This window comes from Cupriavidus sp. GA3-3 (genome assembly GCF_000389805.1).
Taxonomy (GTDB): domain Bacteria; phylum Pseudomonadota; class Gammaproteobacteria; order Burkholderiales; family Burkholderiaceae; genus Cupriavidus; species Cupriavidus necator_D.
Window position 1 is genome coordinate 302,554 of record NZ_KB944504.1, and the last position, 22,923, is coordinate 325,476.

Annotated in this window: 21 protein-coding genes; 2 read left to right on the forward strand and 19 right to left on the reverse strand. The window is 62.3% G+C overall.

From position 1 onward, the window contains the following. Positions 1-83: 83 nt before the first annotated feature. The 4 genes from C265_RS31975 to C265_RS29910 form a co-directional block, all read right to left on the reverse strand. A complete protein-coding gene (locus C265_RS31975) occupies positions 84-1,115 on the reverse strand; it encodes a YaaC family protein (protein WP_037025667.1) in 1,032 nt (343 codons plus the stop codon). A 150-nt stretch (positions 1,116-1,265) separates the two neighbouring features. Beyond that, complete coding sequence (locus C265_RS29900) at positions 1,266-3,368, reverse strand: DEAD/DEAH box helicase (RefSeq protein ID WP_081645174.1); 2,103 nt, start codon at positions 3,366-3,368, stop codon at positions 1,266-1,268. Beyond that, a complete protein-coding gene (locus tag C265_RS29905; protein ID WP_010812698.1) occupies positions 3,365-4,219 on the reverse strand; it encodes a DUF1837 domain-containing protein in 855 nt (284 codons plus the stop codon). Before C265_RS29905 ends, C265_RS29900 begins: the two co-directional genes overlap by 4 nt. A gap of 616 nt (positions 4,220-4,835) precedes the next feature. Continuing rightward, the gene (locus tag C265_RS29910) at positions 4,836-6,449 is read right to left on the reverse strand and encodes a hypothetical protein (RefSeq protein WP_010812699.1); all 1,614 of its coding nucleotides are present in this window, start codon (positions 6,447-6,449) and stop codon (positions 4,836-4,838) included. 427 nt (positions 6,450-6,876) lie between these two features. Between C265_RS29910 and C265_RS29915 the strand changes: the two genes are divergently transcribed. Then, positions 6,877-7,752 carry a PIN domain-containing protein gene (locus C265_RS29915; RefSeq protein ID WP_246840267.1) on the forward strand — a complete coding sequence of 292 codons (876 nt, stop codon included), beginning with the start codon at positions 6,877-6,879 and terminating at the stop codon, positions 7,750-7,752. 208 nt (positions 7,753-7,960) lie between these two features. Then, positions 7,961-8,947 (forward strand): toll/interleukin-1 receptor domain-containing protein, encoded by a 987-nt coding sequence (locus C265_RS31130; RefSeq protein ID WP_168163333.1) that lies wholly within the window; start codon positions 7,961-7,963, stop codon positions 8,945-8,947. Positions 8,948-9,136: 189 nt separating this feature from the next. Here C265_RS31130 and C265_RS29930 read toward each other — a convergent pair whose 3' ends face one another. From C265_RS29930 to C265_RS30000, 15 genes are all read right to left on the reverse strand, one after another. Then, positions 9,137-9,427 (reverse strand): hypothetical protein, encoded by a 291-nt coding sequence (locus C265_RS29930; RefSeq protein WP_037025671.1) that lies wholly within the window; start codon positions 9,425-9,427, stop codon positions 9,137-9,139. Positions 9,428-9,973: 546 nt separating this feature from the next. Further along, positions 9,974-10,609 (reverse strand): protein phosphatase CheZ, encoded by a 636-nt coding sequence (gene cheZ, locus C265_RS29935; RefSeq protein WP_010812703.1) that lies wholly within the window; start codon positions 10,607-10,609, stop codon positions 9,974-9,976. A gap of 18 nt (positions 10,610-10,627) precedes the next feature. Further along, positions 10,628-11,014, reverse strand: a complete 387-nt coding sequence (cheY, locus tag C265_RS29940; RefSeq protein WP_010812704.1) for a chemotaxis response regulator CheY — start codon at positions 11,012-11,014, stop codon at positions 10,628-10,630. 70 nt (positions 11,015-11,084) lie between these two features. Next, positions 11,085-12,167, reverse strand: a complete 1,083-nt coding sequence (locus C265_RS29945; protein ID WP_010812705.1) for a chemotaxis response regulator protein-glutamate methylesterase — start codon at positions 12,165-12,167, stop codon at positions 11,085-11,087. A 23-nt stretch (positions 12,168-12,190) separates the two neighbouring features. Next, positions 12,191-12,841, reverse strand: a complete 651-nt coding sequence (gene cheD, locus C265_RS29950; RefSeq protein ID WP_010812706.1) for a chemoreceptor glutamine deamidase CheD — start codon at positions 12,839-12,841, stop codon at positions 12,191-12,193. Continuing rightward, positions 12,841-13,752 (reverse strand): CheR family methyltransferase, encoded by a 912-nt coding sequence (locus tag C265_RS29955; RefSeq protein WP_010812707.1) that lies wholly within the window; start codon positions 13,750-13,752, stop codon positions 12,841-12,843. Before C265_RS29955 ends, cheD begins: the two co-directional genes overlap by 1 nt. A gap of 30 nt (positions 13,753-13,782) precedes the next feature. Next, complete coding sequence (locus tag C265_RS29960; RefSeq protein WP_010812708.1) at positions 13,783-14,277, reverse strand: chemotaxis protein CheW; 495 nt, start codon at positions 14,275-14,277, stop codon at positions 13,783-13,785. Positions 14,278-14,305: 28 nt separating this feature from the next. Next, positions 14,306-16,312, reverse strand: a complete 2,007-nt coding sequence (gene cheA, locus C265_RS29965) for a chemotaxis protein CheA (RefSeq protein WP_010812709.1) — start codon at positions 16,310-16,312, stop codon at positions 14,306-14,308. A 52-nt stretch (positions 16,313-16,364) separates the two neighbouring features. Next, positions 16,365-17,330, reverse strand: a complete 966-nt coding sequence (motB, locus tag C265_RS29970; RefSeq protein WP_010812710.1) for a flagellar motor protein MotB — start codon at positions 17,328-17,330, stop codon at positions 16,365-16,367. A 27-nt stretch (positions 17,331-17,357) separates the two neighbouring features. After that, a complete protein-coding gene (gene motA / locus C265_RS29975) occupies positions 17,358-18,221 on the reverse strand; it encodes a flagellar motor stator protein MotA (RefSeq protein WP_010812711.1) in 864 nt (287 codons plus the stop codon). Between the two features lie 119 nt (positions 18,222-18,340). Continuing rightward, complete coding sequence (gene flhC / locus C265_RS29980; RefSeq protein ID WP_010812712.1) at positions 18,341-18,946, reverse strand: flagellar transcriptional regulator FlhC; 606 nt, start codon at positions 18,944-18,946, stop codon at positions 18,341-18,343. Further along, positions 18,943-19,260, reverse strand: a complete 318-nt coding sequence (gene flhD / locus C265_RS29985; RefSeq protein ID WP_010812713.1) for a flagellar transcriptional regulator FlhD — start codon at positions 19,258-19,260, stop codon at positions 18,943-18,945. The genes flhC and flhD overlap by 4 nt, the downstream gene beginning before the upstream one ends. Positions 19,261-19,745: 485 nt before the next feature. Then, positions 19,746-20,480, reverse strand: coding sequence for a DUF4088 domain-containing protein (locus C265_RS29990; protein ID WP_010812714.1), 735 nt, complete (start codon positions 20,478-20,480; stop codon positions 19,746-19,748). A gap of 44 nt (positions 20,481-20,524) precedes the next feature. Then, a complete protein-coding gene (locus C265_RS29995; RefSeq protein ID WP_010812715.1) occupies positions 20,525-22,354 on the reverse strand; it encodes a methyl-accepting chemotaxis protein in 1,830 nt (609 codons plus the stop codon). Between the two features lie 101 nt (positions 22,355-22,455). Then, positions 22,456-22,923 (reverse strand): methyl-accepting chemotaxis protein (locus C265_RS30000; protein WP_010812716.1); only part of this gene is annotated, 468 nt, incomplete at its 5' end.

Consider the following 22,923-nt stretch of genomic DNA (forward strand, 5'->3'; position numbering starts at 1 on the left):
CGTGAAGATAGGTTGTGTATTGAGGGAAAATATCTCGGGGAACATGAGTAAGCCCACATGCTATGTAAATCTGCATTCTGTACTTAGTTTGGCAAGCGGACATTCGGGATCATGATTTGGTGACCAGTCATCTCACTTGCTATCTCGTCAAGGAACTGGGCCGGCGCCATCGCGACAAACTCGCTGAGTAACCAGTTCTTTTGTCCGTCGAGATAAGACTGCAACTGAGATGGCTTATAGCGGCAGATCTCACTAAGCCGGTGCATCGCCGAGAGTATCAGAGTGGTTGGCATTCGGTTGATTTCATACGCGCCGGCCGACTTTAGATACCAGAGCGTGTGAGGGCCATTGATATAATGAAACACCCTACGCAGCGAAGCGTTCAGCTGACAAAGTGCATCCAGTTCAGCAATTGTAGGCGAGTTCGCCGTCGCCCAAGTTATCGAGGCGACCGACTGAATAGCCGGCGTACTTCCAGGGAGAGCTACTACTTCAACAGGGAGGCGCTTCCGATAATACGTCCAATCAATGTTGTCGACGAATTCTGCCTTAAGCCGCACTCCACCTGATGCGGGATCACGGAGAAAGGCAGCAGTTCTCAGAGGTATAAATCGCTCCCTTTTGTTTGCATAACTTAGACAATAGGTCCTATGGACGCATACTAAATTATAAAGTACGTCCTCCAAGCTGTGATGCGGGGAGGGCTCGGTCTCACCGAAATAGGAAATCAGAGCCGGTACAATGCCCTGCTGCTTAATCGCAATCCCCTCGTTGCTAAGCATGATTCTGCTATTCGGGCCGCGCATAAGGTGCGGACCGACGCCGTGGTATGGATTGAATGCGACACCTTTAGCGGAAAGTAGAGCTTTTGCGGCATTCATGAAACAGTAATAGAGTACGAGCGGGGCGGATTCGATCGGCAATCCGCCCGCTGCACGATGAAAGTTTCTCGCTTGGCGCCAATAGTGCAGCGCTTCGTCCTTGTGCTCCCGGCGAAGCCAAAGGTCGACATAGTCGAACGGGTCCAGAGTGAGGACCGTCTTCTTGCTAAATTGCGGCTCCTTGACTGCTTTGGTTAAGGTGAGCGCCTTATTTCCGATCGTGATCTGTTCCATAATCTCACTTTCCATGCAGATTTTTCGGGCTCGCGCAGCGGCATCCAGACCGATACCGGCCAGAAGCAGCCTAGCGTTTCGGAGCCAACGACTGAAGCCTCGCGCTAATCAGTTTCGGGGCTGAGACTCGCGCACTCTCGCCGCATGGTGTTACGGCCGAGACGAGACCGTTAGTTCAAGCGCCCCAATCAGCCATTGCCGCTCGAAAGCAGTGATTGCGGAGTTTGACTGTCTGACCGCCTGGGTCAGTCGATGGATTACGTGTTGGCGGGTATCACCGTGAGTATAGAAGCGCTCCGCGATCTGGATCGGTATGCCCTCTTCGTCGAGATCCTTGAGCTCCTCAGGCTTGAACCATCGACTCAAGCCTTGGATGAGGACGCTGTAGTCAACCTCCGGACGCAGCTTCTTGGCGAAGAGTTCGATGACCGCAACGATCTGAGGCAGTCCGTACTCGCATGTGCGTAGGAATTTGAACACATTGTCGTACTGTTCCAGATCGCCCTGATAGCTCTCGTCGTACCAGCGCAGGAAATCGCGCATGGATTTGATAGCGCGGAGGCGGGAGATGAAAAGCGGCAACTGTGTCATCTTTCGCAACCCAAAGCTTGACGGCTTGCGCACCGATCCAATTACCGTTGTGAGCGCGACGAGATCCTGGTACTTCGGAACTCCGTGCCAAACTAGGCTGCGTCCCTGTCGTAGCGATCTCTCAACCATTTCTTTCAGTATGGCGGCATCATCCAGCCCAATCGACGCGGCAAGGCGAAGTTCAACAGGACTCAGGCCCAGCGCATTCCCAAGAGCGCCGACGCGATTGTCCACGACATCAGCCCTCTTGGGCTCGTCGAGATACACGACGTAATCATCCGGCGCATCGTCCTCATCAGCAAAAAGCGTTGGAGCAACCTCTGTTTCGATTTGCTCGGGAGGCTTGTTGAAGAGAAACACTTTTCCAACGTGATGTTGCCCAAGACGTCCCGCCCGACCCTTGATGTTCGAGTACGTGAAGAAATCGTATCGCGCCCTGTTAATCGCCTTGTCGAAAATGAATACGGTCTTCGCGGCGGTGTTAACGCCCTCAATCAGGGTTGAGGTACAGAACAAGACGGGAAGCGCTCGCGTATTGAAAAGTCGCACCATTTGCGCAGCAATCGCTCGCGGCAGCCTCCCGTGGTGAACCGCGAATCCATACTTCACGGCTTCGACCAAAGGCCATCTGGTGCCGACATTGTCGGCCAGCCACGATGCAAATGCGGCGCTCTCGTCGGATACCGCCATCGCCTGTGCCGCCTCCACCGCAAGCCGATTCGCCTTATCAGGCGACGACACGAACACGAGCGCGGGCCAATGCTCATCCTCTGCGAGTTCCTCAAGAAGCCGCCCTCGCTTGTCTTCGACATGGTGCAAATCGAAGGTATCAACCGCGACGGTGGAAAAACGCGTACGAAAGAACCTAAAGTTCCAGCGGCCATCCCCCGATACTTTCACGCCGTCAATATTGGGGCCCAGGAAGAAGAACTGGCGGGAACGACCGAGCAGCTTGTGGACAGCGGCGTTCAGCATGACGCTGCGCTCATCGCGACGAGCGGGATCGAGCTTGTAGAACTCGTCGACCACGGTTAGATCGAGCTTCCCCAGGTCAGCTCTATTGATGAGACGTTCCTGCGTCCCCAGGAAAATCGTGGGCGCGTCGGTCGACTGATCGCTCGGATGCATCACGACGTGGAAACCGTCTCCAAACCGCCTTTTAATACGGCGGCGAAATTCGTCCAGCAACGCGATGGTCGGTAAGACGATGGCGATGCGTCGATACTTTCGCGTGGCGAGCAGCGCATCCACCAGAAGACTCTTTCCAAAGCTAGTTGGCGCACTGAGGATCAGATTCTGTCCGGAAAGCAAGCCGTTGAGGGCTGCGACTTGCTCACGATGCAAGGTGACGTTATCCAGCTCGGGAACTGTCACCGCTTCTGCGATGAGCGCTTCTGGTCCGTCTGCGGTGCTTTTGTCAATGTAGTTCCACAAGCCCGTCGCGCGGGCCAGTGAACTAAAGACTTCGCGAAAGGACTCAAGCTCTTGTCTGGTCGCCATAAGGTTGGCCAACCGGGGCACAACCTCCAGCAGCGCTGGATCGTCCTCGCCAGACTCATTGATCGCCAGTGCGGCGTCACGCATGACCTGGAAGACTGCCTTCTTCAAAGCACCGCCCTGCATTGCGCCTAACGCATTCCAATCTTGCCTCGCGATTGTCATCGTGCCAACCCCTTCAGCCGCGCATCAAAGGCGTCCGCCAGGAGCTCTTTGGAACCTAGCGGCACGTAGATCAAAACGATTCGGATGTGTTGGGTTAGGCCGGACGCGCGCAGCTTGCTGAGCAGGACCTCCATCTCCTCCTGCACGTCCACCGAATACTGCGCCTTTTGGCTGTCGCGCATGGCGACCGCTTCGCTATCGCACGCGATACATACCGGGAAAACCGCCGCGCTGAACAGCTCATCGAGTGACGTCTGCCGGGACAAGAGTCGGCGAATTTCTTCGTGCCTCGGAATGGTCTTGGAGACTTGCGGTCCAAGCAGGAGCTTCTCGTTCCGAAGAAAGCCGGCATCGATGTGCGCTCTGATCGATTCGATTGCGGATGCTACCGCTTCCGCCCCAGAGCTATAGAACTTCGCTTCACCGAGCCAAAGCTCAATATTCGTCTTGTCGACATAGCGTACATGGACCATGTCGAACGATTTGACGACATCGTTGGATGCCGTTAAGTAAAAGACGCGCGGCGCGAAAGGAATCGTATCGAAGAAGTCGCGACAGATAGCATGCTGAATGATCTCCCCGACTTCTCCCCGCTTGCGATACTTATCACTGGAGTAGACTCGTGCCGCTGCCTCCTTGAGCCGTACATACATGTTGGTGTGCCGGACAGCCAGTTCGTCCTCGGCAAGCGCGTAGTCTGCGATCCAATCCATCAAGTGGTCTGCGAGCGCGTCGCACCGCCACTGCTCCAGTTCGAATCCAGCGCAGAAACTGCTTCCAGGTGGCGCCCCGGCAATCGGAAAGAGTTGCGTGAGCAAACGTTGCGGCTTGTCGCCGTATACCCCCTCCATACTCATTCTTTTGATGACCCCTGCAACTTCGCGCTTGTGGCGCCGAAATTTCGCCACATAATACGTTGCACAAGCGTTGCATCCCTAAGGATGCAGAACCATTCTGAAAAATTGACCTCGGTCACGTTCGGGCGTTTCGAAGGCGAACGCATCCGCCGCAGGACCCCGATGACGGATCTTAGCGAATAGAGCCATAGAATGGAGAGCATCGTCAAACATTTTGGTCAATCCCCTTCCTTCGTGGGGGGCGTCAAAGCCCTTTCGAATCCCGACGTGCGGAGGTTTCCTTGTCGGCTCCCCGGCGTAGATTTCCTTCTCTCAGGACTGTAGAGCACTGCGGCCCTCTTCGAAGAACTGAGAACTTGCCTCTTGGGGAAGCACCGTTGGTTGCAAAGGGATACGCGTCCTTTGAACCGGTCGACGAGTCGATCCAATAATGCATCCGACGGGCGGCCGACTCTTACCGGCCACGAATAGCCATTGATCGCTAATGCGTCTGCGTCTGGTCGCTTAGAGCGGACGTATCGAAGCTGCGAATGAGCAAAACGGCAGGGAAACCGACAGACCAACCCTCGACTTCTGCCGCAATGGTCGGGAGCCGAGGGGTCACGACTGGTTAGAGGATTACTTGTCTCGGTTTCAGTAGATGCTCGGAATAGCCCTCTTCGTTGACTCCGACGACATGTCCGCCGAAGACATACTCGTTGTTGTATCGAATCGAGTGCTTGAGCAGGGCATCGAGCGCAAAGCGATACACGAGTTGATGGCCGACGAGATCGAAAGACTCGGACACCAGTTCCGTAGACGGTAGCCAGTCGTAGAGGTACCGACAGGTATCGAATGGGATGACGTCCAGATACATGTCCGTAGACTTCCCTTCTGCGACGTAGCGATAGCGCTGGGTTTCCTGTACGTTGTAGTGATACGGATAGGAAAATTGGGCCGCCACAGGGAACAGTGCAAGTTCGTGCGTAGGCACATCACAGAACATATGCATGTTCTGCAGGTAGCGATAGCCGATAAGAAGCTCCTGCATCGTCGGCCTAAGCCAATCCGCTTCCCGCAAGTTCTTGAGCAGGAGGTAGGCGTCGATAGCTTCGCGCGCCTTTACTTCGGGCGAGCCACCCAACTCACGAGCCCAAGTCTGCAGCAGCGCACGCGACCGCGGATCGATTGTTGGGTAGTCCTCCGTGTCGTTGGGATCAAGCAAGGCGCTAAATGTCCAGCCCATCGCGTTCATATCGGGATCGACGATGTAGTCGCCACCGTTGCCATCGACATCGAACGTTTTGCGATCAATTGCCAGCTTGGCGAGTTCCTCTGCGCTCTTCGCGAAGAAGGTGTTCCACAGACTGGTGCTACCGCCCGAGGCGAGCCGCGCCAGCGGCACGATAAAAGATCCCAGGTCAAACAGTTGGCGGGTGATGAAGTTACCGTAGAAGCGAGGCAGATCCTTCAAGACGATGTCGTAGAATGAATCGCCGCCGCCCGGCTCCTTGGGCACGAGACCTTGTGCCACGGGGCCGTCTTCCATATTCCAATCGGGATCTTCCGACTCTTGGAACGCGCGGGGATAAAGGTAGCAGCTCACCAAGTCGGCGAAGGCGTGAGTCAATGTGGTATTGGTTTGGTCGGGTCCTGCGAAATTCGTGATTAATACGGAGAGCGGATTGAGGCGCTGATATCTGAAAATGGTCGCGACTGTGCGCAGAGTGCGCTGGTTCGGACTCGGGAATGGGCCACAGGCATCAAAGTAGATGATGTCGAACGACATCGGAACGGCCTGCAGGTATCGGTCCAGCGGCATCTTGATGATCTTGAGCAGCGGGAACTCCGAGGACTTGGCGTTCGCCAACGCTCGATTGAACTCCTTCGTCTCCGATTCGAACCCAAAGATGTTGTGGGGGTGAACGCCGAGCTTGACGAGCTCACGGAAGTCATTAAGAGGCTCGGGGCCCGCCAAGTAGGCAACGGTCAGGTCTGACGGAACTTTAGATCCCACCTTACTAAACCAGAACGCCTCCCAGTCGCTGATGAAATGCTCGTCGGCATTGGCCGCGGCATACGAGTCGAACGTTTCTTTTCGCTCGCTTAATGTTTTCTTGACGCGAGCCACATAGTCCTTTGGAACGACCGCGGCGTGTTCGCGGCGCGTCGTTAGCAATTCGACGGCATGTGATAGTGCTAGTGAGCGCGCGCGGATTTTCGTAGGTTGGCTGTACTCAGCCATGTCATCTCTCTCGTCAAAGTTATGACCCGAAGTGGGGCGATTCTAGATGCAAAAAAATCGCGGTGCCGCAGATTGACTGAGCACGCAGGCACTTGCATAGGTCAGCAAAAAAGAAGGAGTATCTTGCCCCAAGAACCGCTATTCTTGCCAATGTCGAACCGTCTCGGTACGCAGGCATGGTACGGCACGGGCAGTAGGCATAGGCTCAAACTGCCTATGGAACGCAATTAGAGCTGAAATGAACCAACAATCGAGGCCTTCGCCGACTTCAGCAGTACGCTAAGCCGTAGTATCTATGACCGCTGTTCGCCGCAAAAGCGGGCGCTCGGTGCAGTCGAACGATTATCTGCAACGGGTCGTTCTGTGACGATCCCTCACCCGCAAATCGACGAAGAGCCAAGATAAAGGCCCCGCGGCGTTGGGTAGAATGGACGCCGAAACCAAGAACATCATCGGGAGCATGAGCCATGGGGGTCTTGCGGGAAAGGATTGGCTGGCGCGCCACCCTTGCGGAGGCGGCCTCAAAGAGGGGCTTCGAGACGCAATGGGAGGACTAATGATGGGCGCCGGCGCCGTGGTGCTGGTCGACTTTGAGAGCGTCCAGGTCATTGACTTCTCCCGGCTCGCTGGCTCCCGTCTGGTGGTGTTCGCCGGCGAAGTCCAGAGGAAAGTCCCGATTGAAGTGGCCATGGGGCTGCAAACGCTTGGCGAGCGCGCACGGTGGGTTCGCTCAAGCGGGGTTGGGCCCAACGCCCTGGATTTCCACATAGCCTTCGAAATCGGCCGCATGGTGGAGAAAGGCGAGAAGGGGCCCGTGCTAGTGCTGTCCCGCGACAAGGGGTTCGACCCACTGCTCGCCTGGCTCGGCGCAGAGCTGGGGATTCCTGCGCGGCGCGTCGCCTCGCTCTCCGAGGAGTTCGGCGCTGCCGGCCAGCCTGCTGCGTCGCCAGCAGCTCCGGCGGCCGCCCCAACGACGAGCACGAGCGCCAAGCCCACGGCCCCCATGCCGTCGAAGGCAGCCAAGGTGGCCCCGGCAAAACCGCCCACCAAGAAGGCCGCCCCGCCCCAGCCGGGCGGCGGCAAAAAGGGCGGCGCCAAGCCAAACGCCGAGCTCACGCGCCAAATCTTGGCTCGCTCGCAGAAGGCAGCCCGGCCGCGACGCAGGGCGACACTCGCCAAGCACATTCAGGCCATGTTCAAAGCGCACGCGATCGCCGAGCGCGAGGTGGAGTCCATCATCACAAAGCTCATCGCCAACCGCGCTATCAGCGACGCCGAAGGAGCGATCACCTACCACTTTTGACGAAACGAGTGGCATGCGGCGCCGCCGGTCTGCCGCGGTCGCTGTTTCGCGACGAGCCGTCGTCCAAGACCGGCCAGAAGCGATCCTAGGGGATAATTGTTTCGAAACAGCCAGGCGTATGACGACCTGCAGAGCCATGGGCACAATCTGGCTGTCATTGAGCGAAGCAGCAAATGACAGCCATCCCCCTGCAAAGTTGAACCACACAATGTCAAAGACAACCTCACCACCCCGCGTCTTCATCTCGTACTCATGGGAGAGCGACGCGCACAAAGATTGGGTACGTAGCTTCGCGGAGCGTTTGACCAGGAATGGAGTCAACGTGCGGCTCGACCAATGGCACATCGGGCCCGGGCAAAGCTTGACGCAATTCATGGAGGCTGAGGTCCACGTTTCCGATTTCGTTCTCGTCATCTGCACAAAAGCTTATTGCCGAAAAGCCTTGGCACGGGAGGGTGGTGTTGGCTACGAGCAGCAGATCATTACCGGTAATATCGTGGGAGGTAAGCCGCGGGAGCAGTTCATTCCGCTGGTGCGAGACGGAGAATTCGCGCCCGGCCCCGAGTGCTCGGTTCCTGGTCAGTTCTTGGGCATATATGCCATTGATCTGCGAGACGGCGTAGACATGGACAAGGCGACGGAGACTCTCCTCAGGGCTGTATTTGGACAACCTGAATACAAACAGCCTCCGATTGGAACAAAGCCTACCTTCTTGGACGCCGGCGTTGCTGAGGCGGCAGAGATGGAGGCGTCCGAGCAGGCGGAGCTCGAAACCCTTCGCCTTCCCGTGATGGAGATTGATGGATGGCACTTGAGGAGTGGAGTTGCTAGTCATCACCGATGGCCGCAGACATTCGAGATTCCAGACGAGAAGGAGCGCCGTGGGCTCCAGAAGGGCGACATTGTCAAACTCCAGTTTGATATTGCGGTACCGCCTAGCGAGGAACTCGGTAACGTTAGTAGCGAGCGGATGTGGGTGATTGTTGAACGGCGGGCCGGGCCCTATTACATAGGGAACTTAGACAACGTTCCGGCATGCTCAGACGAACAAGATCACCTCCACGCGGGAGATCAAATCGTCTTCCTTCCTGAACACGTCATCTCGATTTACACGGATGAGGGCCAAGAGGTAAAGATCAACGATGACTTAGAGGCGGCAGATGGAAAAGCAGAAAATACCGGGGATACGGCCTAATAGGCCGTTCGACGCGGACAAGCAACTGCGCGGCGACGCGTGCAGCTGACTTCCACGGTGAACGTCTGCTTTTCCAACAACCCAAGGCCTGCTTAGGGTCGTTCTGCGACCCTCAGTCCCAAGGCCAAATCGCCCATGCTCCCAGGCTGGGGCGGCAGCCGATTGCACGGCTGCGCGCTCCGCCCGACGTCACTCAACCTGCAACGCCTGCCCCTGCAGCACAGCTAGCTCACTCAACACCTGCGTCTCATGCGCCAGCCAGGCCGCGAGGGAAAGCAAGCTCTCCCACGTCCCCTGCTCCAGATCCACCGCATCCAGACTCGAGGCACCATGCTCGCTAGCCACAAGCAAAAGCCCATGAAGCTGCGCCGCACGTTGCACCGCAAGACTCAGCGGATTCTCTCCCGGACTATGGGCGGTCACGAGCATGTCGACACCATTGTGTTCTGCTGTAATACCGTGATGACTATGGCTATACATAACGCACCTCCGCATTCGCGTCCCGCGCGCGCTGCTGCATTGTGAACGTACTGGAGAGTGCCAATCGCCCAGAATGGGCAAGTAAGAACTGAAGCATGGGAATGCCCCCTATCCATACAGGTTCAGTCCCGCTCCCCACGTGATGATTGGGGTGGGCGGGCGCAAGGCAGGGTTAGCAGACCGGGGATTAGGAGCCGGCGAGCCCGGAGGCTCCCCTGCCTGCGCCCGCCCATTGAAGGGGCGTGCTCAGGCACGGCGAACGTAAGGATACCGCCTGACGGCGGTCGTTCGGCACTAATCCATTCGGGCTGCTAAACCCGGTCGCCACGACGCAGCGACGAACCCAGTATGAAGAGGCGCAGCAAGCCCGAGTATGGGCAAACTCTTAAAAAAGCGTTCATCGCCGGATTGCCGGGATGAAGCGGTCCGCAAGTGTTGATGCGGTTGACTTCGTGGATGCGCCGGCCCTCTCCCCCGCCCCTCTCCCGCAAGCGGGAGAGGGGAGAAAACACGTGGCACCGCGAAATGCCGCAGGCTATTCAAACTTCAAAACCCCAAACTCGCCAACAAATCATCCACCTGCGCCTGGTCCGACACCACATCCGGCTTCCCTTCCGGATTCACCTGCGGCCCATTCATCAGCGTCGACGGCGCCTGCACTTCCACCCGCCGTTCTGACGGCACGTTGTCGATCAGCACCTGCAGCAACTCCTGCTCCAGCGTGCGGATCATGTCCATCATCTTCTTGATGACCTGGCCGGTCAGGTCCTGGAAGTCCTGCGCCATCATGATGTCGAGCAGGTGGCTGTTGGTGGCGCGGGCCTGGCCGGGCACCTCGGACAGGAAGGCGCGGGTGTCCAGTACCAGCGAGCGGGCGTCGGCCAGTTCCACCGGCTTTTCAAACCAGGCGGCCCAGCGCTTATCCAGCGTCTCGGCCTGCTGTTCGATGTCGGACTGGATCGGTTGCGCCAGTTCGACCGCGTTCAGCGTGCGCTCGGCGGCCTGCTCGGTCATCGCGGCGATGTAGTTCAGGCGGTCGCGCGCATCGGGAATGGCCTGCGCGGCGCGCTCGATCTCCTTATCCAGGCCAAGCTCGCGCATGTTGTCGCGCAGCATGCGCGTCAGGTTGCCGATGCGCAGGATCAGTTGTTCGGCGGAATCGTTGCTCAGGGTCGGGGTCATGACAAACGCGCCTCCGCCTCAGCCGCCGAGTTTCTCGAAGATCTTGGTGATCTTCTCGTCCAGCGTGGCGGCCGTGAAGGGCTTGACCACGTAGCCGTTGGCGCCCGCCTGGGCCGCGGCGATGATGTTTTCCTTCTTGGCCTCGGCGGTGACCATCAGCACCGGGATCTTGCCGATGCTGGCGTCGGCGCGGATGGCTTGCAGCATCGACAGCCCGTCCATGTTGGGCATGTTCCAGTCCGAGATCACGAACTGGAAGCTGCCGTCCTTGGCCTTTTCCAGGCCGGCGGCGCCGTCCTCGGCTTCTTCGACGTTGACGAAACCCAGCTCCTTGAGCAGGTTGCGGATGATCCGGCGCATGGTCGGGAAATCGTCCACGACCAGGATCTTGATGTTCTTGTCCACTTTGAGGGCTCCAGGTAAATGCAGTGATGACTTGTTGGTCCGGCTTTGTTGTTTCGGCTTGCCGGCTCGACTAGACGCGTTGCGCGCGCGTGCCGTATGTGGCCAGGCGTGCCATCACGCGCTGGGTCATCGCCGGCAAGGGCACGACTTCATGCACGCCGCCGGTGGCGATCGCCTCCTTCGGCATGCCAAACACAATGCATGTGTGCTCGTCCTGGGCCAGGTTATAGGCACCGGCCTCGCGCATGCGCAGCATGCCGCGCGCGCCGTCGCGGCCCATGCCGGTCAGGATCACGCCGATCACGTTCTTGCCGCCATGCTGCGCGGCCGAATCGAACAGCACGTCGACCGACGGGCGGTGGCGATTCACCGGCGCTTCCTGCGACAGGTGCGCGACATAGTTGGCGCCGCTGCGCGCGAGCAGCAGGTGCGAATCGCCCGGCGCGATATACGCATGGCCGGGCAGCACGCGCTCGCCGTGCACGGCTTCCTTGACGGTGATGCGGCACAGGCCATCCAGCCGCTGCGCGAACGAGCGCGTAAAGCCGGCCGGCATATGCTGGACGATCATGACCGCCGGGCTGTCGGGCGGCAGCGGCATCAGGAATTCCTTGATGGCCTCGGTGCCGCCGGTGGAGGCGCCCAGGATGATCAGCTTTTCGGTCGACAGCAGCGGGCTGCGCAGCATCGGCACGGGCTCGGTGCCGGCCGCCGTCGGCGCGGCCGGTTGCGCGGCCGCGCGCACGCGGGCGCGCGACGCGGCGCGCAGCTTGTCGGCGATGGTGTGGGTGTATTCCAGCAGCCCGTCGCGGATGCCCAGCTTGGGCTTGGTGACAAAGTCCACGGCGCCCAGCTCCAGCGCGCGCATGGTGATCTCGGAACCGCGCTCGGTCAGCGACGACACCATCAGTACCGGCATCGGCCGCAGCCGCATCAGGCGTTCCAGGAAGTCCAGGCCGTCCATGCGCGGCATTTCGACGTCCAGCGTCAGCACATCCGGGTTCAGGCGCTTGATCAGGTCGCGCGCCACCAGCGGGTCGGGCGCGGTGCCCACCACTTCCATGTCGGGCTGGCTGTTGATGATCTCCGTCATCAGGCTGCGGATCAGCGCGGAATCGTCCACGCAGAGCACCTTGATCTTGGCGGCTGTCATGATTGATCGTGCTTGTATTGGTTTCAGGCAAGCTGGCGCGAGAAAGACTGCCGCGCAAACAATTCAGGCGATTGCGCCGGCGCCCGCGCCGAGGTGGCAATGGCGCGGGCCAGTGCGCGCTCGTCGCGCGCCACCGAAACCTGGTCGTCCTGCCGCGTCAGGCGGCGCACCAGCGCCAGCCCGCCGACCGGGAAGTAGCTGACACGGCGCGCATGCGGGCCGCGCAGGTCCTGCGCCGCAACGCGGATCTCCTCGGTCTTCAGGTAGCGCAGGACGAAATCCGCGTTCCGCTCGCCGATATTCAGCGTGGTCATATTGGCCAGCACCGCCCCGCCGCCGAAGACCTTGGCCTCCAGCCGCTCGCGGCGCGCGCCCATCTTGAGCAGTTCGTTGATCAGCACTTCCAGCGCATAGCTGCCGTAGCGCATCGACGCCGACAGCATGCGGTCGGCGCTGCCGTCGTCATCGGGCAGCATGAAGTGGTTCATGCCGCCCACGCCGGCGCTCTCGTCGCGGATGCAGGCCGCCACGCACGAGCCCAGCACGGTGGTCAGCACCACGTCCTCGCGGGTCACGTAGTACTCGTTGGGCAACAGCTTGATGGCCTGCTTGCCGAACTCGCGGTCGAAATACGTGCGCGTGGCAAGCGCTTCGGGCAGATGGGGCGTGCGCATCACGGCCTTCCCGCCCTGGCCGCGTCCGGCGCCAGTTCATATACGGTCTGCCCACGCAGCTGGAAGGCGCGCGTGACATAAGAGAAGTTCTCCGAGTGGCCGGCAAAGAGCAGCCCGTGCGGTTTGAGCAGCGGCACGAAGCGCTCCAGGATGCGTCCCTGGGTCGGCTTGTCGAAGTAGATCATCACGTTGCGGCAGAAGATGGCATCGAACTGCTCGCGCATGCCCCAGTCGGGTGCGAGCAGGTTCAGCGGCTCGAACGCGATGGTGGCGGCCAGTTCCGGCTTGACCTTGACCGAACCGGTGCGCGGCCCGGTGCCCTTCAGGAAGAAGCGCTTGAGCCGTTCCGGCGACAGCCGCGCGACCTGCTCCGCGGAATACACGCCGCCGCGGGCCTTGGCCAGCACCTGGGTGTCGATGTCAGTGGCCAGCACAGTGCCGGCGCGGTCGCCCAGCGCCTCCGCCAGCGTGATGGCGATCGAGTACGGCTCTTCGCCGGTGGACGCGGCCGAGCACCAGACGCTGTAGGGGCGGCCGGTCTTTTTGGCGTGCTCGGCCAGCAGCGGGAAGTGATGGGCCTCGCGGAAGAACGAGGTCAGGTTGGTGGTCAGCGCATTGGTGAAGAACTCCCACTCCGAAGAGCGGTCGTCAGCGTCCAGCAGCGCCAGGTACGAGGCGAAGTCCGACAGCTGCAGCGTGCGCAGCCGGCGCACCAGCCGGCTGTAGACCATCTCGCGCTTGTGGCTGCCCAGCGAGATGCCCGCGCGCCGGTGGATCAGTGCGCGGATTTTCTCGAAATCGCGTTCGGTCAGCAGGAAGTCGCGCGCGTCGTCGCGCCGCAGGATGGCGCCCGGCGCAAGGACCGACCCGGTCTGGCCGGGAACGCTGGCGGCGGTGCGGAACGGCGTCATGGGATTTGCTTCAGTGGTGCGTGCGCAGGGTCAGGCCAGCTCGGCCTCGACCAGCGCCATCTCGGCGCTGGTCATCAGGCGTTCGATATCGATCAGCACCAGCATGCGGCCGTCGATGGTGCCCAGCCCGGTCAGGTGCTCGGTCGAGATCGACACGCCGAACTCCGGCGCGGGCTTGATCGCATCGCCGGTCAGCGTCAGCACATCGGACACGCCATCGACCACGATGCCGACCACGCGGCCGGCCACGTTCAGGATGATGACCACGGTCTGGTGGTCGTAGCGCACGTTGCCCAGGCGGAACTTCAGGCGCAGGTCGACGATCGGCACGATCACGCCGCGCAGGTTGGTCACGCCCTTGATGAAGTCCGGCGCGCTGGAGATGCGAGTCACGGTCTCGTAGCTGCGGATCTCCTGCACCTTGAGGATGTCGATGCCGTATTCCTCCGACCCCAGCGTGAAGACCAGGAACTCCTGGCCCGAAGCGTCGCTTCCGGGGGTATCGATGTGTCCGATGCCGGCCATGATGTCTAGTTCTCCTGTGTTTGGTCGGTTACTGCGCCAGCGCCGGTTCCTGCCGGCGCACGCCGGTGCGCTGCAGCGCGCCGACATCGACGATCAGCGCCACGCTGCCGTCGCCAAGGATGGTCGCCGCCGAGATGCACGGCACCTTGCGATAGTTGGTTTCCAGGTTCTTCAGCACCACCTGGTGCTGGCCGATCAGCTGGTCCACCAGCAGCGCAAAGCGCTTGCCTTCGGCCTGCAGGATCACGGCAATGCCATGCGTCGGCTCTTGCAGCGCGTCGGCGACGTTGAAGACGCGGTGCATTTCCAGCAGCGGCAGGTATTCGCCGCGCACGTGCATGACGCGATCGGAGTTGGCGGCGGTATGCACGTCCTCGGCCTTGGGCTGCAGCGACTCCATCACGCAGTTCAGCGGCAGGATGAAGGTCTCTTCGCCCACCTTGACCGACATGCCGTCCAGGATCGCCAGCGTCAGCGGCAGCACGATGCGGATGGTGGTGCCCAGGCCCGGGCGCGAGCTGATCTGGACGTGGCCGCCCATCTCCTGGATATTGCGCTTGACCACGTCCATGCCAACGCCGCGGCCCGACACGTCGGTGACGACCTCGGCGGTGGAGAAACCCGGCGCGAAGATCAGCTGCCAGACTTCCTCGTCGGTGATGTTCTCCGACACCGGCAGGCCGTTCTGAATGGCCTTGGCCAGGATGCGTTCGCGGTTCAGGCCGCCGCCGTCGTCGCTGACTTCAATGACGATATTGCCGCCATGGTGCTGCGCGGACAGGATCAGCTGGCCGGTCGCGTCCTTGCCGGCGGCCACGCGCTTGTCAGGGGTTTCGATGCCGTGGTCCAGGCTGTTGCGCACCAGGTGCGTGAGCGGATCGATGATGCGTTCGATCAGGCTCTTGTCCAGTTCGGTGGCCTTGCCGAAGGTGACCAGGTCGATCTGCTTGCCGAGCTTGCTGGCCAGGTCGCGCACCAGCCGCGGGAAGCGCGAGAACACATAGTCCATCGGCATCATGCGGATCGACATCACCGCTTCCTGCAGGTCGCGCGCATTGCGCTCGAGCTGGCCCATGCCGGAGAACAGGCGGTCGAACAGCACCGGGTCCAGCGCCGAGGCGGTCTGCGCCAGCATCGACTGCGTGATCACCAGCTCGCCCACCAGGTTGATGATCTGGTCGACCTTTTCGGTCGGCACGCGGATCGAGCCTTCGCCGTGCGCGGCGCTCGCCTGCGGCTTGGCCTTCTCGCGCGCGGCGGCGGGCGCTGCCGCTGCGGGGGCGGGGGCCGTGGCGACCGGGACGGGCGCCGGGACAGGGGCCTCGACCACCGCGGGGGCAGCAGCAGGGGCCTCGGCTTCGGCTTCGATCACGATCTGGTCCAGGTCGATCACGAAGCAGCACACCGCGATGATGTCGTCGGCACTGCACTGGGTGTTGAGCCACACCACCAGTTCGCCATTCACCTCTTGCTGGCCGGTGATCTCGCCCAGGTTGGCCAGTTCCTCGCGCAGCAGCGCCTGGTCGGAGGCGGAAACCCGGATCAGGCGGATCTTGAGCCCGCCGCCCGCAGGAGCAGCAGCGGGGGGCGTTGCGGCAACAGGTACGGGCGCCGGGGCAGCTGCGCCGGCATGGCCGGCGGCTTCCTGCGCCAGCTGTTGCAGCACGGCGCAGATGCGCGCCAGCGTTTCCGGATCGGGTTCGGTGCCGTTGCGGTAGGCGTTGAGCTGGTCTTGCAACACGTCCTTGGTTTCCAGAAAGGTGTCGATGATGGTCCTGGTCAACGCCAGTTCCTGCCGGCGCGTGCGGTCCAGCAGGTTCTCGAAAATATGGGTGGTCTCGGTCAGCGCCGCGAAGCCGAAGGTGGCAGCCCCGCCCTTGATGGAATGCGCCGCCCGGAAGATCGCGTTCAGATGCTCGGGATCGGGCGACTCAATGTCCAGGCCGAGCAGCAGCTGCTCCATTTCGACGAGCAGTTCTTCCGCTTCCTCGAAGAAGGTCTGGTAAAACTGTGTGATATCGATATCGACAGACATGGCGTCCTGAGTCACTTGGTTACTGCACTGGCGCTGCCGCAACGGCCGCGCGTCATGGTTTGCTGCCCGTGGGCGCAGCCGCGGGCGCTGAGGCCGCTGCCAGCCCTGCCTGCATCTCCTGCGCGGCCTTGCCGGCCTGCGCCGCCACCGTGACCTCGGCAGCGCTGGCGTTCTCGGCCTCGAAGCGCGCCTGGGCCTTGTGGTTGAGCACCACGATGCTGATGCGCCGGTTCACCGGCGCCAGCAGGTCTTCCTTGTCCAGCGGCATGGTCGCGGCCAGGCCCAGCACGCGCAGCACCTTGCCCTCCTGCATGCCGCCGGCGATCAGCTCGCGGCGCGAAGCGTTGGCGCGGTCGCCCGACAGCTCCCAGTTGCTGTAGGTGCGCTCGCCGTTGGAATAGTTGGCCGCATCGGTATGGCCCGACAGGCTGACCTTGTTGGGCAGCTCGTTCAGCACCGGCCCGATCTCGCGCAGGATGGTGCGCATATAGGTCTCGACCGTGGCGCTGCCGGTGCGGAACATCGGCCGGTTCTGCGTATCCAGGATCTGGATGCGCAGCCCCTCGCTGGTGATGTCCAGCAGCAGCTGCGGGCGGAACTGGCGCAGCACCGGGTTGTTCTCGATGATCTGCTCGAGCCGCTGCTTGAGCGCGCGCAGGCGCTGCGCTTCCTGCTGCTCGTTGCGCCGCTGCTCGTCGCTGGGTTCGTTGGTGCGCGCGCGCATGGTGTCGCCGTCCTTGCGCAGCGCATCCTGGCCGCCGCCCGGGATCACGCTCGGGGTCTGGCTGCTCTTCTCGCCGCCGACGATGGCCACCTTGAGCGGCATGCGGAAGTACTCGGCAATGCCTTCCAGCGTCTTCTTGTTGGCGCTGGACAGCAGCCACAGCACCAGGAACAGCGCCATCATCGCCGTCATGAAGTCGGCGTAGGCGATCTTCCAGCTGTGGTTGCCGTGCGGCCTGGCGTGCGACTTTGCCCGGCGGACGATGATCGGACGCATATCGTGTGCGCTGCTCATGACGGTGCCCCTTGCTGCTTGCGCGCCTTAATTCAGGCTCTTGACTTCACGCACGTGGTCGTCGAGCTCAAGGAACGACGGCCGCACCGTGGAATACAGCACCTTGCGGCCGAATTCCACCGCCACCAGCGGCGCGTAACCGTTGAGCGAGGCCAGCAGCACCACCTTGATGCATTCGTAGACCTTGACGTTCTCGGATACCTGCAGCTCGATGCGCGCGGCCAGCGGCGAGACAAAGCCATAGGCCAGCAGGATGCCGAGGAAGGTGCCGACCATGGCGTGCGCGATCAGCGCACCCAGCTCGGCCGGCGGCAGGTCGGCCGAACCCAGCGCGTGCACCACGCCCATCACCGCGGCAACGATGCCGAAGGCGGGCAGCGCGTCGCCGACGCGCGACAGCGCATGGGCGGGGATCTCGGCCTCGTGGCGGAAGGTCTCGATCTCGTGGTCCATCAGGGCCTCGATCTCGAAGGCGTTCATGTTGCCGTTGACCATCATGCGCAGGTAGTCGGTGAGGAATTCCATCACTACCGGATCCGACAGGATGCGCGGGTACTGGCTGAAGACGCTGCTGGCGGCGGGGTCCGCGATTTCCTTTTCCAGGAACAGGATGCCTTCGCGCCGTGCCTTGGACAGCAGCACGTACAGCAGCGACATGACGTCCAGGTACAGCTCTTTCTTGTACTTGGAACTCTTGAACAGGCCCGGCAGGGCCTTGATGGTGGCCTTGATGGCCTTTGCTGTATTGGTGGCGATGAAGGCGCCGAAGGCGGCGCCCCCGATGATCACAAATTCCGCCGGTTGATATAGCGCGCCCATGTGGCCGCCGGTCATGGCGTAACCGCCAAGCACCGCCACAACCACGACGACATAGCCAAGAACTACTAGCACGATCGGATCCCCGTCTAAATACGCGCGTCAGTCACGCACAATTGCCCGGGCACGGGCGAACGGAGAGTGGTCCGTCCGCCAGCGCTGCAAGCTTGCCAGCCGGCGGACCTTGACCAGGATCAGGCGTTGGTCTGCACGGCGGCGGCGTCTTTCGAGAGCTTCTTCACTTTCCCTGCGCGTGACGGCGGACGGCACAGGCTGCACACAAAATTCGCGTGCGGCTCATACGCGTGCGTGACAAACTGCCCGCCGCAACACGTGCACCGGGACAGCTGCAGCATGTTGCTCTCGAAGAACCGTACTAACGTCCAGGCACGCGTGAAACTTAAGACAATTTCGCCGCCGAGCAGCGAAACATGCTCAAGGTACAGGCGGTAGGCAGCCACCACCGCGCGAATGCCCACGGTCTCGCCCTCCTGCACCATGAACTGGTAAGCAGAGAAGAACAGCGACGAGTGGATATTCGGCAGCCAGGTGGTGAACCAGTCCGTCGAGAAGGGAAGCATGCCCTTGGGGGGCGAGACGCCGCGCAGCTCCTTGTACAGGCGGATGAGCCGGTCACGCGACAGCGTGGTCTCGGCTTCAAGCACCTGCAGGCGCGCACCCAGGCCGATCAGCTCGATCGCAAGCTGGGTCTGGTTCGCATCCTGGAGCACGCTCTTGCGGCTGGGAACGGAGGTGGCCGTGTAACTCCGGGTCGGCTCGGCCTGCAGGAGCACGGTCAATTGAGCGACTCCACAGGCTGGCGTGCAAGCAGGATCGCGGCGTGGATCTGCTGCATGTCATGACTCTTGGCCGTGTGGGTGAGAGTGGACAGAAGCGCATGGTCGTCGAAGCGGAACCTGCACAGCACCATGTTGGATGCCGCCAGCTTGACGAGTTGCGCGGAAGTCAGCTTGGCAAGAATATCCGCAATTTCCTTGCTGACCCCGAGCCGGAACATGGCTTCGACCTGGTTTTCGCGCACCAGGCGTTGCGCGAGCAGCAGATAGGCGAGGTTAACCTCCCTGATCTCCTGGAGAACTTCACTGCTTTCCAATTTATCCCCGCTACCAAAAACCCACCGTGGCCGCTTGTCCGGCGCTTACCGATGCCCTTGCGGGCCCGGCGACCAGATCGTTTGTATGCGGCTGGGCGGGTACAACGTACGACTAAGGAACTACGCCCGTGTCAAACTGTAATCAACTCCGTTACAAGTGTTACAGAGTGTAAGTGAGACTGTTACGTTTATATCGGCAATCGACCCGCAATGCCAATCCCTACTTACGCGGGGGGGAACCAAATGTCGCATGGAACATACATGGGCGCGCACATTTTGTAACAGTTCACATCCCTGACACTTGATCTGGCGCAAACCAGTTCTGCAAGCGTCATTTCTGCAAACGCGCGACCAGCGCCTTCGGTAGCCTGCTGGATTCCTCTATTGACGAGTGCCGCATGTGGCGTTCAGCACGCAGACACTGTCCGTCATCCCTGTACGAAATTCATGGCCGGAGGCAGCGGGGCCGGATTCCGACCGCGCCCTCAGTGCCCGAACATGCGCCGCAGCCATGCCGCCAACCGGTCGAACACATCGTCGGGCGCTTCGCGGAACAGTGCCGGGCGCATGCGCTCCACCTGCTCCAGCACGCGCGAGGCTTCTTCCGGCCGCACCGAGCCGTACTCCAGGGCGAGGCCCAGCATGCCGCGCAGCTCGCCCACACGTGCGCGGCCAGCGGCTTCGCTGTCTTCGGTCTGCAGCGCGTACATCAGGTCATAGGCGCGCTGGCGCAGGCTTTCGGCCAGGCGCCATGCGGGCGTGCGCATGCGCTCTTCCAGCACCCGCACGTCTTCCGCGGAAGCCGCCACCTGCGTGGCGAGCGCCTCGGTGAAGGCAGCATCGGCGCCGCATTCCGACAGCACCTGCGCCGCCCATTCGCGCGCATGCGCCAGGCGCTGGTCCGGCGTCCACTCCGGCTGCACCGCCAGCCCGAAGCCAAAGCGCTGGGCATCGCGCATCAGCGCCGCCAGCGCATTGGGCAACTGCTTGTCGAACACGCGGCGGGCCCAGCCGTATTCACCGCCGGACAGCAGCCGCGAGACCGCGCGCTCGGTGAGCGGGCCGTCATGCTGCAGCAGCCGCGCGCGCAGGAATTCCTGGAAATCGGGCGGCAGGAACTCGCGGTCCAGGCCGCTCGAGACCCCGACGAACTGCTCGAATTCCTTGCGCAGACGGGCCGCATCGTCATGCGGCAGAGCCAGGTTGATCTCGGTCGTCATAGCCTTGCCATCCGGGACGCCGCGCGGCCCGTTGCCAGTGGGGATCAGAACGCGCTCCAGTCGCCGTTGTCGGCGGCTGCCAGCGCGGGCCGCGAGGCTCTGCCTGCGACCAGCCGCGCCGGCTGCGTGGCGACGGCATCTGCCGCCTCGGCTGCGGCCTTCGTGCTGGCGGGCAGGGCCTTGGCGACCCGCTTGCCGGCAGCGATGGCGCGCACCGCGCCGGCGGCACGAGACACCTTGGCCGGCACTGCCGTCGCCGCAGGCAGCGAGTGGGCCACGAACGAATCCGCGCGGGCATCCTCGGCCGCCAGGCGGAACGTCGCCACGGCCCCCTGCAGCCGGCTGGCCTGCTCTTCCAGCGCGCCTGCGGCGGCGGCGGCTTCTTCCACCAGCGCCGCGTTCTGCTGCGTGCCCTCGTCCATCTGTGCCACGGCCTGGTTGACCTGCTCGATGCCCGCGCTCTGCTCGGCCGACGCCGCGCTGATCTCGCCCATGATGTCGGTCACGCGCTTGACCGCCTGCACGATCTCTTCCATGGTCTTGCCCGCCTGGCCCACCAGCGCCGAGCCGTTGTCCACGCGCTCCACCGTATCGCCGATCAGCCCCTTGATCTCCTTGGCCGCGTTGGCGCTACGCTGCGCCAGGCTGCGCACCTCGCCCGCCACCACCGCGAAGCCGCGGCCCTGCTCGCCGGCGCGCGCCGCTTCCACCGCCGCGTTCAGCGCCAGGATGTTGGTCTGGAAGGCGATGCCTTCGATCACGCCGATGATGTCGACGATCTTCTTCGAGGCATCGTTGATCTCGTCCATGGTCTGCACCACCCGGCCCACCACTTCGCCGCCGCGCAGCGCTGTCTCCGACGCGTTCGCCGCCAGCCCGCTGGCCTGGCGCGCGTTGTCCGCGTTCTGGCGCACCGTGCTGGTCAGCTCTTCCATGCTCGACGCCGTCTGCTCCAGGGCTGCCGCCTGCTGCTCGGTGCGTTGCGACAAGTCGTTGTTGCCCGCGGCGATTTCACGCGAGGCGCTGCCGATGGATTCGGCCGACACCTTGAAATCGCGCACCATGCGCGACAGCTGCTGCTGCATCTGCTGCATCGCATAGACCAGGCTGCCCTTGTCGCCTGCGCGCGTGGCCACCGGTGCGGAGAAGTCGCCTTCGGCAATGCGCGCGGCAATCGCGGCGGCATAGCCCGGCTCGCCGCCCAGCTGGCGCGACAGCGCCCGCGCCAGCAGCACGCCCAGCAGCACCGACAACGCCACGCCGCCCAGCACCAGGCCCAGCATCCACAGGCGCGTCGCGTCGTAAACGCTGCGCGCTTCTTCCATGTTGTTGCGGGCGCGGTCGTCGCGGCGCTTGACCATCTGGAACATCACCGCTTCCAGCGCATGGCTGTCCTTGAGCAGCTCGGCGCTCTCGGAGAACACCTGGCTTTCAAACTGCGAGGTATCCAGCGGCTGCTTGCTGATCAGTTCGACGTACTTCTCCATGCGCGCGCGGAACGCCGGCGACAGCTCCTGGTACTGCTTGACCAGTGCCTTGCCCTCGGCCTTCTCGAAAGCGCCAGCGACCTGGCGGATGCGCTCGTCCATGGCGCCGAGCGACTTCACGATCTGCTCCTTCTCGGCCGCCCGCTCGCCCATGGTCGATGCCGACAGCAGCCCGATCTGCGCGCGGCTGGCATAGACCAGGTTGATATTGGCGTCCTGCACGGCCTTCAGCGCCTGCAGGTCGCCGTTGTAGATCTTGCCGGTCCAGTCGGCCATGCGCCCCATGTTGACCACACCCAGCAGCCCCATCACGGCGCCGATCACGGCAACGACCAGGAATCCGGCAACCAGCCTGGTCGTGACGCGCAATTGATTGAACCAATGCATAGCAACTCCCCCTTGTAACTGAAGCCTCGGGCGCGGCGTGCCGCACCCGTTTTGTACGCATGCAGGCCGGTGCTCCGCGCCTGCCTCGTCTTTGATTCGGACTAGGCCTGTGCCAGTGACTGGGCCGCATCGGCACGCGCATGGGCCGGCAGGCGCTGCGGACGCACCTCGGCCTGCATGCTGACGCGGAACGTGGCGATGGCGTCGCGCAGGCGCATGGCCTGCTCTTCGAGCGAGCCGGCGGCGGCGGCGGCTTCTTCCACCAGCGCCGCGTTCTGCTGCGTGCCCTCGTCCATCTGCGCCACGGCCTGGTTGACCTGCTCGATGCCCGCGCTCTGCTCGGCCGACGCCGCGCTGATCTCGCCCATGATGTCGGTCACGCGCTTGACCGCCTGCACGATCTCTTCCATGGTCTTGCCCGCCTGGCCCACCAGCGCCGAGCCGTTGTCCACGCGCTCCACCGTATCGCCGATCAGCCCCTTGATCTCCTTGGCCGCGTTGGCGCTACGCTGCGCCAGGCTGCGCACCTCGCCCGCCACCACCGCGAAGCCGCGGCCCTGCTCGCCGGC

Bases quoted from the DNA above. Each gene is read 5' to 3' on its own strand.
- C265_RS31975 (WP_037025667.1), bottom strand. From the start codon at position 1,115: ATGGAACAGATCACGATCGGAAATAAGGCGCTCACCTTAACCAAAGCA.
- C265_RS29900 (WP_081645174.1), bottom strand. From the start codon at position 3,368: ATGACAATCGCGAGGCAAGATTGGAATGCGTTAGGCGCAATGCAGGGC.
- C265_RS29905 (WP_010812698.1), bottom strand. From the start codon at position 4,219: ATGGAGGGGGTATACGGCGACAAGCCGCAACGTTTGCTCACGCAACTC.
- C265_RS29910 (WP_010812699.1), bottom strand. From the start codon at position 6,449: ATGGCTGAGTACAGCCAACCTACGAAAATCCGCGCGCGCTCACTAGCA.
- C265_RS29915 (WP_246840267.1), top strand. From the start codon at position 6,877: ATGGACGCCGAAACCAAGAACATCATCGGGAGCATGAGCCATGGGGGT.
- C265_RS31130 (WP_168163333.1), top strand. From the start codon at position 7,961: ATGTCAAAGACAACCTCACCACCCCGCGTCTTCATCTCGTACTCATGG.
- C265_RS29930 (WP_037025671.1), bottom strand. From the start codon at position 9,427: ATGTATAGCCATAGTCATCACGGTATTACAGCAGAACACAATGGTGTC.
- cheZ (WP_010812703.1), bottom strand. From the start codon at position 10,609: ATGACCCCGACCCTGAGCAACGATTCCGCCGAACAACTGATCCTGCGC.
- C265_RS29945 (WP_010812705.1), bottom strand. From the start codon at position 12,167: ATGACAGCCGCCAAGATCAAGGTGCTCTGCGTGGACGATTCCGCGCTG.
- cheD (WP_010812706.1), bottom strand. From the start codon at position 12,841: ATGCGCACGCCCCATCTGCCCGAAGCGCTTGCCACGCGCACGTATTTC.
- C265_RS29955 (WP_010812707.1), bottom strand. From the start codon at position 13,752: ATGACGCCGTTCCGCACCGCCGCCAGCGTTCCCGGCCAGACCGGGTCG.
- C265_RS29960 (WP_010812708.1), bottom strand. From the start codon at position 14,277: ATGGCCGGCATCGGACACATCGATACCCCCGGAAGCGACGCTTCGGGC.
- cheA (WP_010812709.1), bottom strand. From the start codon at position 16,312: ATGTCTGTCGATATCGATATCACACAGTTTTACCAGACCTTCTTCGAG.
- motB (WP_010812710.1), bottom strand. From the start codon at position 17,330: ATGAGCAGCGCACACGATATGCGTCCGATCATCGTCCGCCGGGCAAAG.
- C265_RS29990 (WP_010812714.1), bottom strand. From the start codon at position 20,480: ATGACGACCGAGATCAACCTGGCTCTGCCGCATGACGATGCGGCCCGT.
- C265_RS29995 (WP_010812715.1), bottom strand. From the start codon at position 22,354: ATGCATTGGTTCAATCAATTGCGCGTCACGACCAGGCTGGTTGCCGGA.